14 protein-coding genes are annotated in these 15,242 nt (G+C 40.3%); 3 read left to right on the top strand and 11 right to left on the bottom strand.

The features are described 5' to 3' along the window. Positions 1–35: 35 nt before the first annotated feature. Positions 36–2,765: a TonB-dependent receptor gene (locus CKW03_RS04840; RefSeq protein WP_093098889.1), complete on the bottom strand. Its 2,730-nt coding sequence runs from the start codon at positions 2,763–2,765 to the stop codon at positions 36–38. A 176-nt stretch (positions 2,766–2,941) separates the two neighbouring features. On the opposite strand from CKW03_RS04840, the gene CKW03_RS04835 reads away from it, so the two are divergent. From CKW03_RS04835 to CKW03_RS04825, 3 genes are read left to right on the top strand one after another with little or no spacing between them, the layout of a single operon-like run. Next, positions 2,942–3,589 carry an ABC transporter ATP-binding protein gene (locus CKW03_RS04835; protein WP_093098888.1) on the top strand — a complete coding sequence of 216 codons (648 nt, stop codon included), beginning with the start codon at positions 2,942–2,944 and terminating at the stop codon, positions 3,587–3,589. Position 3,590: 1 nt separating this feature from the next. Next, complete coding sequence (locus CKW03_RS04830; protein ID WP_093098886.1) at positions 3,591–5,027, top strand: ABC transporter permease; 1,437 nt, start codon at positions 3,591–3,593, stop codon at positions 5,025–5,027. Then, positions 5,027–5,515 (top strand): hypothetical protein, encoded by a 489-nt coding sequence (locus CKW03_RS04825; protein ID WP_236736521.1) that lies wholly within the window; start codon positions 5,027–5,029, stop codon positions 5,513–5,515. Before CKW03_RS04830 ends, CKW03_RS04825 begins: the two co-directional genes overlap by 1 nt. Here the strand turns inward: CKW03_RS04825 and CKW03_RS04820 are convergent. The 10 genes from CKW03_RS04820 to CKW03_RS04775 all read right to left on the bottom strand — a co-directional run bounded on the left by CKW03_RS04820 (position 5,512) and on the right by CKW03_RS04775 (position 15,188). Continuing rightward, entirely contained in the window at positions 5,512–6,231 is a 720-nt protein-coding gene (locus tag CKW03_RS04820) for a 16S rRNA (uracil(1498)-N(3))-methyltransferase (protein WP_093098884.1), read from the bottom strand. The genes CKW03_RS04825 and CKW03_RS04820 overlap by 4 nt on opposite strands. Positions 6,232–6,242: 11 nt before the next feature. Then, on the bottom strand, positions 6,243–7,556 hold the full coding sequence (locus CKW03_RS04815; protein ID WP_093098883.1) for a hemolysin family protein: 1,314 nt from the start codon (positions 7,554–7,556) through the stop codon (positions 6,243–6,245). Further along, the gene (locus CKW03_RS04810) at positions 7,546–8,130 is read right to left on the bottom strand and encodes an inorganic diphosphatase (RefSeq protein WP_093099077.1); all 585 of its coding nucleotides are present in this window, start codon (positions 8,128–8,130) and stop codon (positions 7,546–7,548) included. The genes CKW03_RS04815 and CKW03_RS04810 overlap by 11 nt, the downstream gene beginning before the upstream one ends. 41 nt (positions 8,131–8,171) lie before the next feature. After that, the gene (locus tag CKW03_RS04805; RefSeq protein WP_093098881.1) at positions 8,172–8,714 is read right to left on the bottom strand and encodes an inorganic diphosphatase; all 543 of its coding nucleotides are present in this window, start codon (positions 8,712–8,714) and stop codon (positions 8,172–8,174) included. 7 nt (positions 8,715–8,721) lie between these two features. After that, complete coding sequence (locus CKW03_RS04800; protein ID WP_093098880.1) at positions 8,722–9,378, bottom strand: DedA family protein; 657 nt, start codon at positions 9,376–9,378, stop codon at positions 8,722–8,724. A gap of 26 nt (positions 9,379–9,404) precedes the next feature. Then, positions 9,405–9,818, bottom strand: a complete 414-nt coding sequence (locus CKW03_RS04795) for an HIT family protein (protein WP_093098878.1) — start codon at positions 9,816–9,818, stop codon at positions 9,405–9,407. Positions 9,819–10,292: 474 nt separating this feature from the next. Beyond that, positions 10,293–10,766, bottom strand: a complete 474-nt coding sequence (gene greA, locus CKW03_RS04790; RefSeq protein WP_093098877.1) for a transcription elongation factor GreA — start codon at positions 10,764–10,766, stop codon at positions 10,293–10,295. A 143-nt stretch (positions 10,767–10,909) separates the two neighbouring features. Further along, the gene (locus CKW03_RS04785) at positions 10,910–11,617 is read right to left on the bottom strand and encodes a response regulator transcription factor (protein ID WP_093098875.1); all 708 of its coding nucleotides are present in this window, start codon (positions 11,615–11,617) and stop codon (positions 10,910–10,912) included. A 13-nt stretch (positions 11,618–11,630) separates the two neighbouring features. After that, positions 11,631–13,295 carry a sensor histidine kinase gene (locus CKW03_RS04780; protein WP_093098874.1) on the bottom strand — a complete coding sequence of 555 codons (1,665 nt, stop codon included), beginning with the start codon at positions 13,293–13,295 and terminating at the stop codon, positions 11,631–11,633. Between the two features lie 6 nt (positions 13,296–13,301). Then, positions 13,302–15,188, bottom strand: a complete 1,887-nt coding sequence (locus tag CKW03_RS04775) for an alpha/beta hydrolase family protein (RefSeq protein ID WP_093098872.1) — start codon at positions 15,186–15,188, stop codon at positions 13,302–13,304. Positions 15,189–15,242 lie beyond the last annotated feature (54 nt).

Here is a 15,242-nt window from a genome sequence, read left to right as displayed (position 1 = left end):
ATTAACCTTTGTGTTATGTGTAAATTAATTTATTGTTAAAACTTGTAAGAAACTCCTGCACTAAAATCTACCCCGCGCTTAAAGCTCTCCACGATGATGCTCGGAGCTCCATTCACAAATCCACGGTTGTATTGACGCTCTGGATTTAAGATGTTTTCAGCCTTGATATTGATACCAAATTTCCTGCTGATCGTACCGTTCATCACGAAATCCAAGGTCGGATAGCCTTTTTCCATTACGTTCTCATATCCGTTCGTACCTAAGGCATAAATACGGTCTGAGAAGTAGTTCAAGACCAAGGTAGGTTGTAGGTCAAAATTCTTGAAATATGCTTTATAAGAAAGGTCTGCATTCACTAAGATTGGCGATGCACCCTCCAATTTATCCTCTGCTTTTAGGAATCTCGCAAATGTATAATCCAACTTTTGTTTCGAATGCAGATACGAGAAGTTCAGACCTGCTGACAATACGTTTTCGCCAAACTCACCTGCAGTACGCAATAAGTCTTTCTTCACCTCTAACTCTGCCCCCAATACCGTAGCTTGGCTACCTGTGTTCGCAAAAGTAAATGGGTTTCCTGATGAGAAGGTCTGGATTCTTGAAATCGGGTTTTTGATGTTTTTATAGAATAAACCAACCGCAACCAAATCACCAGCTCCTGGGTATAATTCCCATTTCAAATCCGCATTGATCACTTCTGATGGAACTAGATTACTGTTACCTTGAGTAGTAATATTCTGTCCATTGTACAACATCGGTGCAATTTCAATAAACTGCGGCAAGATATAAGACTGGCTTCCTGATGCTCTCAAGATCATCTTTTCGGTTAAACTATATTTCAAGTTCAAACTTGGCAAAAAGTAGTTCTTGTCAATGATTGAAGGACCACTCACATCACTGTTACCAATGTTGGTGTTATATTCTACTGTTTGTTTGATTTTATCGAAACGAAGACCAACCAAAGCAGTGAATTTCTCATCAAATTGGTAAGTCAGGTTTCCTAATGCCGAATGTACATCCTTGTTTCCTAAGTAGTAAAAAGGATCTGCATTGTTCTTTCCACGACCGGTTTCGATTTGGAATTTGTTACCTACATTCTCTTGGGTAAAGAAATTGTCCAAACCATTCATGTCAGCGGTTTCTGGGTATGGAGGGATTAATTTGAAGTTATAGATAACTGCTCTAAAATCTCTTCTTACAATGTTTCCGTTATATCCAAAGTCAATTTTTCTTTCAAAATCCGTGTTATCACCAAGTTTGTAAGATAAGATTGCTTTTGCGGTCACCCCTTTTTCATTCATGTACGAGTAGAAACGCTCATTACTGTTTGCTGAACTTGTATGGAACGCTAGCTTGTTATCTCTGAATAAAAGTTTATTGTTTCTACGGTCAGGTTCATTACCAATGGTATAGTTGAATCCTAAACCTAAATCAGCAGTCAGTTTTTCTGAAAGTGATAACTTAGAAAGGATTTGGTTAACAAATAAGTGGTTATCATTTACTTGTTGTCTTCTGTTCATTTCTTTGTCACCTTCTAGCTCATTCTCACCAATACCAAACATATCCCAGATGGTTTGGGTCTGGTCATGGATATACAATGAATTGAAGCTTACTGAACTGTTGTTCCAAGTATAACGTGCATTCAACATACCCGATTGGGATACATTGTATTCGTTGGAGGTATAATCTTTGTCTAAGAACAGAGCACCCTCATTGTTTGCTCCTTGGAATTTTCCTTCATAGTAACGGTATTTGCTTTCCATTCCAGCAGTAAAGAATATACTTAATGGATTGTTGTTTACTAAGAAGCGTTTGTTAGCTGATAATTTGATACCTGAATTGATCAGGTTTTTGATTGGCGTAGGCGTCCAGGCATTCTGGAAAGCGTGCTGGCTAAAATCTGTGATCGGAGGTTTTGAACCTGCTGGAAGTGTTCCAAACCAGTTTGTTCCATTAATCCTGCGGAAATTATCCTGACCAATGGTCTGTGAGTTACCACCACCGCTCAATCCAATCTCTAAACTGTTTCCTGTTGCTTCTTTCGTGAAGATATCGATGTTTGCTCCCGCGACATCTCCCGAAATACCAGGGTTCAAGGTCTTATTTACATTGATGTTTTGGATAACATCAGTTCCAAAGAAATCCAAGGATACGTTTTTGTACAATGGGTTTTCCGATGGCAATGGCAAGCCATTTAATGAAGTTGAATTATAACGGTCGCCTAATCCACGTACCAATACATTCCTTACACCTTCTTGTCTCGATACACCCGCCATTTTAGTCAATGCTGCTCTTGCATCGCTAACTCCTTTTCTAGAAAGCTCCTGTGCACCAATGGACTCCACCATCAGGTTCGATTTCTTTCTTTCTTCTAATAAGGCTAATTCTGTAAATTTCTCACGGCGTCTGGTCACAACGACTTCCTCGATCACCGCATCTGCATTTTTCAGCGCAAAGGACACAAACTCCGTGTCGCTTGACTGCAACGTAAAGTTCATCTCCTGGGCATCGTACCCCATTAGAGTCGCACGAATCAGATATTCCGCGGATTTATCGCTAGGTAGGGGGATGAAAAACTCACCCTTGTCATTTGTTGTTGTGCCCAACTGGGAGTTCGCAATTGTTACTGTAACACCTGCCAAAGGTTGGTAGGACTCCACGTCCACAACTGTCCCCTTTACTCCAAATGGTGCTTGCTGGGCATAGCTCATCATCACGCCGAAGCAAACAACCAACAATAAAAATACTCGTTTAATACAATTCATACAATGTTAATATTATGTTGCAAAAGTATAATCGCATTGTTACGTGAATATTAATCCTTCATTATGTTAATATTAGTCTCTAGTTAAATAATTGTTAAGACACCTATCGGTCAAATTGTTACCCTTTAGATTGGTTTTAGCCAACAATTAGTGCTATTTTGCAACAAAGTTTTATTATGAGCGATTTTGTATTAAAAACATCCAGTTTATCGTATCAATATCCTAAAGGCCCCAAACTTTCCTTCCAAGATCTGCTGCTTGCCGATCAGCAACACACCTTGGTGTTAGGGGACTCCGGATCCGGAAAATCAACCCTGTTGAACCTGATCGCAGGTTTTTCATCTCCGACGACAGGACAGGTCATCATCAACGGACAGGATCTTTATCAGCTCTCCGGAAGTGATCTGGATAAATTCAGGGCGCAAAACCTGGGATTTATTTTTCAGGAAGCCCATCTGCTCAAAAATCTCTCTGTAACAGAAAATATCAAACTTGCCCAAAGTCTAGCGGGACTCGCTGTCGATGAACAGGCCATAAAATCGCTGTTGGAAAAACTGCAATTGGGAGGTTTTGGAAACAGAAGACCCAATGAACTGAGCCGCGGACAAGTACAACGTGTCGCTATCGCCAGGGCACTCATAAACAAGCCCTTGCTTTTGATTGCAGACGAACCCACCGCTGCCCTAGACGACAAGAATACCTTTCTGGTTGTGGAGCTGATCAAGGGCCTTGCCAAAGAACAAGGAAGCACCCTTTTGATCTCTACCCATGACAAAAGATTAAAGGATGAATTTACGAACAACTACATACTAGCTGCGCAATAAGATGAACACACTACAATTAGTCTGGAAAAACATATCACAACAATGGGGCTCCACGCTGTTAAGTATCATCCTAACCGCATTCGGAGTAGCCATATTGGTTAGTATCTATATTACCAGCGATACTTTTGAAAAACAGCTCGACAGCAATAGCAAACAGGTTGACCTCGTGGTAGGTGCCAAAGGCAGCCCTCTACAATTGATCCTGAGTGCATTGTACCATGTGGACAACCCCACCGGTAACATCAAGTTATCCGAAGCCGAAAAGCTGATGGATAACCCTTTTATTGAAAAAGCAGTTCCGATTTCACTAGGCGATAACTTCAAAGGTCACCGAATCGTTGGAACGGACACTAGCTTTATGGGCTTATATGAGCTCAAATTAGCCGATGGTCAATTATGGAACAAAAGCTATGAAGTGGTTATTGGGAGTGAAACTGCCCGTAAAAACAAACTGAAATTAGGGGATCAAGTACATGGAGCCCATGGCTTAGCTGAAAAGGCCCATGTCCACGAAGAACATCCTTTTACCGTTGTCGGAATCCTGAAACCATCGGGTTCTATCGTAGACAACCTACTATTGACCAACCTAGAAAGTGTTTGGGATATCCATGGAATCGGTCACGAGGAACACGACCATGAGCACGATCATGCTGATGAAGCCCATGATCACGACCATGCAGACCATAACCACGATGACCATGCGCATGAACATACAGCTACAGAAGCCCATCAACACGATGAACATGATCATGATCATGCTGATCACGAACATGAAGAGATCGTAGCAGAAAAACCTAGTCCCCTTACTCAAGCTACTGAAGATAGCCTAGTGACAGAACGTCCTAGATCAGATGTATTCGTTAAGAGCATCGCTGATGATATCGTTCAGGACAAAGGGTTGGAGATTACGGCCTTATTGGTCAAATTCAGCTCCCCTGCTGCCATTGGTGTTGTTCCTAAATTGGTCAACCAATCCACCAGCATGCAGGCAGCATCCCCAGCATTGGAAACAGCAAGATTGTTTTCTTTAATGGGTGTAGGGATCGATTCTCTTGAAATCTTGGCTTATGTCATTATGATCATCGCCGGATTGAGCGTATTTATCAGTTTATACAATGCCTTGAAGGACAGGAAATATGACCTTGCCATCATGAGGACATTAGGCGCAAGTAAGATTAAACTATTCACCATGCTGATTGTCGAAGGATTGGTAATCACCTGCATCGGAGGTATTGTCGGATTGTTCATTGGTCATATTGGCCTGTACCTGATCAGTACACAGACCAGTCAGAGTGCAGACTTTATCCAAGCATTCCAGATATATAGTAAAGAATGGTTAATTTTGCTTACTGCTTGTTTGATCGGTGTGATAGCATCCCTTATACCAGCAGTTAAAGCATATAACACAACAATTTCTACCATTTTAGGTAATAAGTAATGATGAGAAAGTTAATATTTACAGTATTCGTATTGATGATGACTGTGAGCTTTTCAAAAGCTCAAATCGGAAACTATAGCAATGAAACCCAGGTTCCAGACCATACTCCTATGATGAACGGCACTTGGGAAGCCATTGACAAAATGATGTACAAGGTGTCTACCGTGGGTAACAAAAAAGTGTATACCCCAACCTATCCACCTGCATTGAAAAAATTAGAGAATACCATAGTAGATCTTCCAGGTTATATGGTGCCATTAGTGAGTGGCAGAAACCACAGCACTTATATGTTATCGGTATTGCCGATTACCCAGTGTCAATTCTGTGGTACTAATGGTATTCCTCCAATGGTTGAGATCTTTATGAAAAAAGGAACAGTAAAGTTTACGGATGAACCGATCAAGATCAAAGGAAAGATGAAGTTCAATCCTGAACCCTTAAAAGGTAATGCGGAAATCCAAATTGTGGATGCTGAACTCGTGAACTAACGGTTCAGTAAAGCAATCTCTGTACAAGCATACAAAGCAGCCGTTTCTGTGCGAAGTCTGGCCTCCCCTAGGGAAACCGGAATAAATCCTACAGAAATGGCTTTTTCTATTTCAGAAGGCGAGAAATCCCCCTCAGGACCGATCAAGATCAGATAGCGTTGTCCGCCTTCAAATTCTTGGTTTAAGTATTTCTTCTCTGCATCTTCTTCACAATGGGCAATAGCCTTTTTCAAGTCCTTGTCCTCCCCAGCCTTGTTCAAGAAGGCATCCAAACTGATAGCTTCATTTAGAAGGGGCATATAAGCCTTCAGAGACTGTTTCATCGCCGAAACGATGACTTTATTCAAACGCTCGGTTTTGACCTCTTTGCGCTCGGAATGCTCACTGATGATTGGAGTGATTTCCTGGATCCCGATTTCGGTCGCCTTTTCCAAGAACCATTCGATCCGATCGATGTTCTTGGTGGGTGCAACAGCAATATGTAAATGGTAATTTGGCTTTTGAAATTCTGGGGTATAATTTAGAATGCGCAGCTGGGTCCTTTTGGGATGTGCATCGGCTATCTCAGCTTCATAAAACCCACCGACCCCATCAATCAATTGAACCTGGCCGCCCACATTCAATCGCAAGACACGCACAGCATGCTTGCTTTCTTCCTCAGAAAGTTGAAATAAGCTTTGATCAGGCTTTAAATCTGCTGTATAGAATAAATGCACAATATTATGGATTATTCTTCGTCCTCATCGTTTGGAGTTTCGACAAGGTCCAATTTTACAAATTCTATGTTCTGTTGGGTCTTCTTGATGATGGTAAAACGGTAACCCAATTGTTCCGTGCTATCGCCAACATCTGGAATCTTCTCAAAGAGATGCGAAACCAAACCAGCTATCGTATCATAATCTGAACTCTCAGGTAATTCCAATGGCAAATGTCCGTTGGCATCATGTACGCTGGCACCAGCGTCCACCATAAATTCGGTTTCAGATATCTGCTCAACTACAGGAGTTTCCTCATCGTACTCATCCTGGATCTCTCCGACCAATTCTTCCACGATATCTTCAAGCGTTACCATACCAGCTGTTCCTCCAAATTCATCAAGGACAAAAGCAATCTGGATCCGTTTCAATTGGAACTCCGTCATCAAGTCGTTGATCTTTTTGGTCTCAGGAATAAAATATGGCTTACGCATGATGTTCTTCAATACCACATCTTTACCCTTTACAATAAGCGGTAAGATGTCTTTGGTATGGACAACACCAATGATCTGGTCAATATTATCATCATAGATCGGAATACGGGAATATCCCTCTTCCGTTACCGTATTGATAAACTCCTCTGCGGTATCATCCTTGTCTACTGCTACGATCTTAGTACGAGGCACCATAATATTCTTAACGATACGCTCATTGAAATCAAAGACGTTCTTGATCAACTCATGTTCAGCATTGTTCAAGGCACCACTCTCCTTTCCTTTCTCCAATAAGTATTGGAGTTCTTCGGATGAATGGCTAGCTTCATGGGCACTCACTTGGATCCCGATCAATTTCAACAGGAAATTGGCGAAACCGTTCAACAACCAAATGATCGGTCGGAAGATGTAATAAAAGAATTGAAGCGGCACAGCCACTTTCATCGTGGTTGCCACAGGTTTTTGGATCGCGATGGACTTAGGTGCCAACTCCCCAAAAACAATATGTAAAAAGGTAATGATACTGAACGCTAGGACATGGCCTAGGTTAGTCGCTAATTTACCGGTAAGTTCAACGTTAAAAAATCCGAAGATCTGGTGTACGATCTGCGTCATGACGGCTTCACCGACCCAACCTAAGGCTAGGGAAGCCAAGGTAATACCCAATTGGGTAGCAGCTAGGTAACCGTCCAAATGATCGGTAATGCTCTTGGCCATCTTGGCAACTTTACTGCCCGATTTAGCCTGTAGCTCAATCTGAGAGGCTCGAACCTTGACAATAGCGAATTCAGCTGCAACGAAAAAACCATTTGCCAGCACTAAAAAGATAGTCCAAAAAATATCAATTGCCATGATTTAGGTTTTTATTAGCGAATTCTTTCTTGTACAATTCTAAACTCTCTAATATAACATTTTGAGCGATAGCTCTTCCACTAATTTTATTAATAATAACTTTTTTACCTTCCAGGTTTTTATACTCCTGGAAAAACTGCACGATTTCTTTCATGGTATGAGGCGGAAGCTCCGAAATATCATTGATGTAGTTATAGGCCATATCGTTTTTCGCTACGGCAATAATCTTATCATCCTGTTCACCGGAATCCGTCATGCCCATCACACCGATCACTTTTGCATCCACTAGGGACGCAGGAACAAGATCCACTGAACATAACACAAGTATATCCAGTGGATCTTTGTCGCCACAGTAACTTTGTGGAATAAAACCATAGTTGCTAGGATACACCATTGAAGAATGCAATACCCTATCCAACTTGATCATTCCAGAAGCCTTATCAATTTCATATTTGCCCCGGCTACCTTTGGGGATTTCAATTACTGCTGTAACAGTATTTGGCGCATCCTTTCCTGGGGAAACCTGGTGCCATGGGTGCTGCTCCTGACCTAGCCCGAGTAGGCTGGAAAACATCAAGAACAGCGACAATAAAATTGAGAGGTCCATGAAAATGGTTACTTAGTCCTAATTTCTTTATTGTAAAGTTCGATACTTTCCATGATAATGTTCTGAGCATAAGCACGGCCATAAAGATTCTCAATGGTCACATTCTTACCCTCTAGGGTTTTATAATCTTGGAAGAAACGAACGATTTCCTTCATCGTGTGCGGAGGAAGTTCTGATAAGTCGTTGATGTAGTTTACAGACATATCGTGTTTGGCAACGGCAATGATTTTGTCGTCTTGTTCACCATTGTCGATCATGTGCATCACACCTACAACTTTAGCTTCGATCATACACATTGGGTAAACATCAACTGAGCATAAAACTAAAATGTCCAACGGATCTTTATCATCGCAATATGTCTGTGGAATGAAACCATAGTTAGCTGGATACATTACAGAAGAAAACAATACACGGTCCAATTTGATCAAACCACTGTCTTTGTCGATCTCATATTTCGCTTTAGAACCTTTAGGAATTTCGATAATGGCATTTACGGAGTTAGGCAAGTCCTCACCAGGAGACACTTGATGCCAAGGATGTTGTGTACTCATTAAATAATTACTGTTTGTTTATTTCGTTTTTCGTTTTTCTATTCTTAAGCCACTTTTTCAACAGAGCAATTGCGATAGGTAGGAATGCGATGACGATCAAGGCGACGATGATATACTCTACATAATCGATGATCCACGGGAATTCTATACCTAAATAATAGCCTGATAGGGTCAATAATGACACCCACAACAGGGCTCCCAGCACATTGAACAGCACGAACTTCCTGAAGTTCAGCTGTACTACACCTGCAAAGATGGGTGCAAATGTACGAATAATAGGTACAAATCGTCCAATTATTAATGCCGTACCACCATATTTCTGGAAAAACTCCTCGGCCATGATCACATATTTCCGCTTGAAAAGTATGGAATCCTTCCGTTTAAAGAGCATTGGACCCGTTCGATGACCAAACCAATAACCGGCAAAATTACCGAGTATTCCGGCGGCTAAAATACCGAAATACAATGTAACAATGTCCACATCGATTTTATCCAGCGCACAAAACAGCCCCGCTAAAAACAACAAATAATCCCCTGGGAGAAAAAATCCAAAGAAAAGACCGGTTTCGGCAAAAACTATAAGACAGACGATGTAGAATCCACCGTGACTTAAGAGATATTCAGCATCTAGCAATTGTTGAAAAGACAACAAGTATTCTTGCATAGTAAATTATATTTCCCGCTTTGGAATTAAGCCGGGTTTGTTATCGTTGAAATTGCATCACGAATTGTGTCAGCTATTGTGTTCAAGCTATCTTCCGAAAGCTTCAACTTAGGTCTTTCAAAGTTCATGTCATGCACATGGTTCAATGGAATCAAATGAATATGCGCATGGGCAACTTCTAGACCAACTACAGCTACTCCTACCTTCTGACATGGAAATGCCTGCTTGATCCCTTGGGCAACAATCTTGGCAAAAACCCACATCCCCATATATTCCTCGTCGTTGATGTCAAAGATATAGTCTGTTTCTTTCTTCGGAATAACTAAGACATGTCCTTCAGTTAGTGGATTTATATCTAAAAAAGCTAAGTAATCATTGCTCTCAGCAACTTTATAGGCAGGAATCTCTCCTGCAACGATTTTAGCGAATATGGTTGACATAAACTATAGTTCAATTTCGTGAGTAACAAAGATAATAATTTTGTGCACATATGAACAGACATTCAGCCCTCTAGAAGCATAAGATTTAACTTCAATGTGACATTTATTGATTTCTTAACAATAAAATAACTACAAATAGGACAAAAAACCCATTTATACCCCCTATTTTCTCCACTCAAACAGGAAGATACTATTTTCTCAAAACCGACCATTCCGAGTCAAGCCCAAGCAAGTTTTATGGCTACGCCAGCTTATCCTTATTCGAGGCATATATTGAAATTCCCGAATATGCCTCGAATGAGAGCAAAGCCATTCCCGAAGCAACAGCAAAAAAACAAAAGGATATAATTATTATGGAAAGGTTAGAAAAAACGCCTTGCGGAATATAATGACATAAAAAAGCCCCGAGAGATCGGGGCTGTAAATTTTAAGAAAAGTGCGGTTATGGCATCACCGCACATAACCTCTATTTCATTATCTTGAAATCTCCAGAACTTCTAATTCAAGTTGTCCTGCTGGAACTTCAACCGTTGCTATATCACCAACCTGGAGTCCTAGTAGACCTTGAGCGATCGGTGATTTAACAGAAATCTTTCCTGCCTTTAAATCAGCTTCTGTTTCCGAAACCAATTGGTAAGACATGACTGCTCCATTTTTCTTATTCTTTATCTTTACGTAAGACAACGCCAATACCTTGGAGGTATCCAAGCTCGACTCGTCGATGATCCTTGCTGACGCCAAAACTTCTTCTAGTTTAGCAATCTTGGCTTCATGTAGACCCTGAGCTTCTTTTGCGGCATCGTATTCAGCATTCTCCGAAAGGTCTCCCTTATCTCTTGCTTCAGCAATTGCTTTAGCGATGTTCGAACGACCTTCTGTTTTTAGGTATTGAAGCTCTTCTCTAAGCTTTGTTAATCCTTCTTCTGTGTAATAAGTTACTTCTGCCATAATATGTACCTTTTACCCTCTTTTTATAGTTTTCTAATATTTTAATAAACAAAAAAAAGACAAGACCACACTATCCACTAATAGGACAACATGGTCTTGCTCTTCTGACGAAGTTATATAATTAAATTTAATAAAACAAATATCTAACTTACATCATCAGTCTCTTCATTGATGAATCTATAGCCCAATCCTCTAACGGTTTGTAAGTAGTGAGGTTTGTCGGGATTGGTTTCAATTTTCTTTCTCAAGCGCACAACGTGCATGTCCAATGTACGGGTATTCACGTTGGAACTATAGCCCCATACCACCTCCATCAATTCTTCGCGGGTGATATCTCTGCCCTTGTTTTGCAAGAAGTGCAACAGGATACGGTTTTCAAGTATAGTAAGCTCGATTTTCTTACCATCTCTGATCAGCGAATGTACATTGGGGTGATGTTCGGTGTCACCGAAATGGTAGACCTCGTTTTGGGTTTTAGGCACAAAGAAGCGTACTTTATTCTCAATCATCGCCACTAATACATCCATATTGAATGGTTTAGTGATATAATCGGTCACTCCGTAGCTATATGCATCAATTTTATCGATATCTTGGGATTTGGCGGTCATCATGATAATGATGTTCTCAAACCCAGACTTTCTTACGGACTCACATACATCTATCCCTTCCTTTCCTGGCAACATCCAATCCAATAGAACGATATCCGGCTTTTGGTCTAAGATGATTTTCTCAGCCTCCAAGCCGTCACTGCATTGAATTACTTGAAAATTTTCGGTCTGTAGACGGTGACTAACCAAGAACCTTAAGTTATCATCATCCTCTACAACGGCAATAGTTATATCTTTATTCATAGTATTCTAAACATTATTTAGGAAAACTCAAAGTAAATGTCGTCCCTTCTCCCTCCACACTACTGACTTTGATCTCTCCACCCATAAATTCGGTAATCTCTTTGCAAAATGCCAATCCTAGCCCAACACTCCCACCTTGATTGAACTGATTCTTTACTCTATAAAATTTCTTAAATATGTTTTTAAGTTCATTTTTGTTTATCCCAATTCCTTTATCACTAAACTTCATGATAAAGTGCTTTTTAGATTGTTGCACACTAATATCAATAAATTTTCTTGAAACTTCTGAATATTTGTATGCATTATCAATTAAATTCTGGAACACGGAATTCAATAAAACCGGATCTGTATGCATTTTGCTATCCACATCAATGTGATGCGTCAGGTTCAGATCGGGATATTTAATACGCGTTCCTGCAAATACTTCCTCGCAAAAACTGTTCAAATCAATGTATTCTCCTTTAAATTTTAATGATTTATTCTCTATCTGCGTAAAAGACAGCAACTTATTCATTAAATTATTTAATTTGTCAGCCTCCTGATCTAGAATCTTTCCATACATCGCTCGCTCTTGATCACTTATTTTCTCCGCACTCCGAATATTGTTCCCCGCAATCTTGATCACGCTCACAGGTGTCTTAAACTCATGCGTTAGGTTGTTGATAAAGTCATATTGCAATTGAAACAACCTACTATTAATGGAGATATTCCTATAAATCAAATAAATAATCAATAACAAAATTAAATATAATAAGGAAACGCCCAATACAACAGGAAAAAATCTTCTATTAATCTCTCCTCTCAAAAAATGTTCCGATGAATCGAATTGCAGCTTATAGTCGGCTAAAGCACCTGGCAACGGCATATCAGTGGAAAGATAGGCTTCTTCTTCCATTACATTCGGATCGGCGATCGCCTTGATTCGAATGGATTCATACAGTCTCTTTTGGTTATTGACTATTTTTATCTTTTGTGGATTAACCTTATAGACAAATAAATCTTGATCAAAGGCCACCGGTGCAGTCATTGCTGTGGTGTCATCCATCATAGATTTATAGGCGCGCAGGGTATTGACACGTGGAATGTTCAGATAGGTAATTTTTCCAGGGACCGTGTTGTAAAAGATCCTATAGATATCATTTTCACTCAATGAGGTAGAATCATCCAAGACGTCCAAGAAATTCACCATTTTAATGGCCATATTATTGAAATCATTGGAATTGGGTCTATTTTCTACGGATGAAACAGAGGCTTTGACCAATTTATTTTCTTTATCCAGTTTATAGGAAAAGATCGACCTGGGATAGGTCAATAGGTTCTGAAAGCGTACACCGCGAACCGTAGGGTTTTGATTGGTGAACAGCACATCATAAAAGACCACCTCATCTATAAAAGGGTTTTTGCGCAATACCTTTTCAGAATAATTACTGGCATGTATGGAGTCAAGGTACCCCTGATAATTGGAAACCTCGGAGATATCGTTGTTGTAAAAACTGTTGAAGGGTTTTAGGGTCGCATCAAAGACATCGACTTTTCGGTTGTAAAATTCAGATTCCACAAAGTTGGACATCATCGTCCTCGCCAAGAAAACTGAAATGATATATAGGACCGTCAAAAAGGCCAAAAAGGCAATCAACAAACCAATGTTTTTCCTGTATTTACTTGCTCTTTTCACCATGTGTGATTACTTCAGGTACACTGCAAGGAATTTCTCTATCTCCTGATAATATTCGACAATATTCTCTTCGTTCCTGAATCTTTTGCTTTCTTCTTTCTTAAAGATATAACGAACTGGAACTTCATTGCCCTTCAATTTACCAACAAATTGATTAGCATCGGTAACTGAACTGTATTTATCTTTTCCTCCTTGGAAAAATAGGATGGGAATCCGCACCTTGTCAGCGTGGAAAATTGGTGAAATTGCCTGAAACAATTCTGGTTCTGTTTCGGGATTCCCGATAATTCTATAGAATAATTGTACGTAATGTTTTAGATGTGGAGGGATCTCCCTGAAATAAGTAAATAAATTACTGTATCCCGAAGAGGAGATGGCACATTTATACAAAGAAGGGTTAAATGCAGCAGCATAAAGAGCTGAATATCCTCCAAAGCCTGTCCCCATGATGGCAATCTTTTCCTTATCGGCAATCCCCTGATGGATTAACCAAGCGACACCATCCGTAATATCAGATTGGATTTTTCCGCCCCATTCCTTAAAACCAGAGGTCCAAAAGTCCTTTCCATATCCAACCGATCCTCGGTAATTTACTTGGAAGACCGTGTAACCACGATTGGCAAGGAACTGAACTTCGGGATCAAATCCCCATTCCGATCTTCTGTTAGGCCCATCATGGACCAATACAACCACTGGACTGTTCTTTCTTTTATTTTTAGGATAGGTAATATAGGCATGGATATTCTTGTTATCTCTGGACAGGAACTCCACTTCTTCCATTTGATTGAACTCCAAATCCTTCAGTTTAGGATTCTCTTCATTCAAGAGCTGTATATCGTCTTTCTCTTTATTGTAATAGTAGGTCTCGCCGGGATGTATATCGCTATAGACACGCACCACAAAGCCGGTCAGGCTGCTGTCGCTATCCAAGAATCCGATCTCAGAATCCTTAAATTTCTTTTTCAGCTTTTTATAGACCTGCTCGTAGGTAGGGTTAAAGATGTTTTTCTTAAACTTATCGATGAAGGATGTGGTATAGAGCATTTCCTGCAAATTGGCAGAGTAGCCCTCTACCCCAAGGTCACCAAGTTTGTTTTCATAAATATTGCGAACTTCTTTGCCATTTTCAGCATCAAACTCCACCAATGCCATCTTATCTCTGTTCTGATTTGATAGGGCATAAACATTTTTATCAGAATTCTTCACGAAACCTAGCGGCACAAAAATCGTTTCGAAATCATTTTTCATGACCTCTTTGAAAGGCAGTCCGTCATTTTTTCGGTACAATAATGACTCTTGCACGCTATCACTGGTCAGCGCCATTCTAACCACACCATCCGGTGCGCCAATCCAGCTCACGACATTCCCCGGGTTATGCTGCACCAATTGCGGCTTTCTTCCGTCCAGATAAATCCGGTAGAGATCAAACAGGGACGAATCACGCAGGTTCAATCCAGCCATTATGCTATTATCCTTCTCAACAATGGGGTAAACCCAACGCAACCTGGACTTTTCAGGCGAAAAAAGGGCCTGTCTTTTTTCGGTTTTCACATCGATCTGGAACATCCTCAAACTATCCGTCGGTGACTGGGTATTAGAAAAAATAATGCGTTTATTGTCCAGCCAGAAAAAGCTTTGGACGTTCAAATTGACTTGATAGGTCAATTGCTTGGAAGAATCGGGTTCCTCAAGGTCGAGAATGAAGATATTCTTGCAATGGTCATGCACCCCCAGATAAGCTACTTTGCTTCCATCGGGAGACAGTTTAAAAGAGGTTCTTTCTGGCTTAACGAAAAAGTCCTCGATTGGCACATGTAACTGACCACCCTGTTCTTGCTTACATGAAACGAAAACTAACATGATAAGTAGAACAGAGAACAAGTAATTTAAATTCATTCTATTTTTTTAGCCTCTAATCAAATATTATAAAAAAATACCGTAAAGTTCCTT

It is taken from the genome of Sphingobacterium mizutaii (assembly GCF_900187125.1).
Taxonomy (GTDB): Bacteria; Bacteroidota; Bacteroidia; order Sphingobacteriales; family Sphingobacteriaceae; genus Sphingobacterium; species Sphingobacterium mizutaii.
The sequence above is the reverse complement of the archived record's forward strand: the minus strand, read 5'-3'. Positions and strand labels throughout refer to the sequence as shown.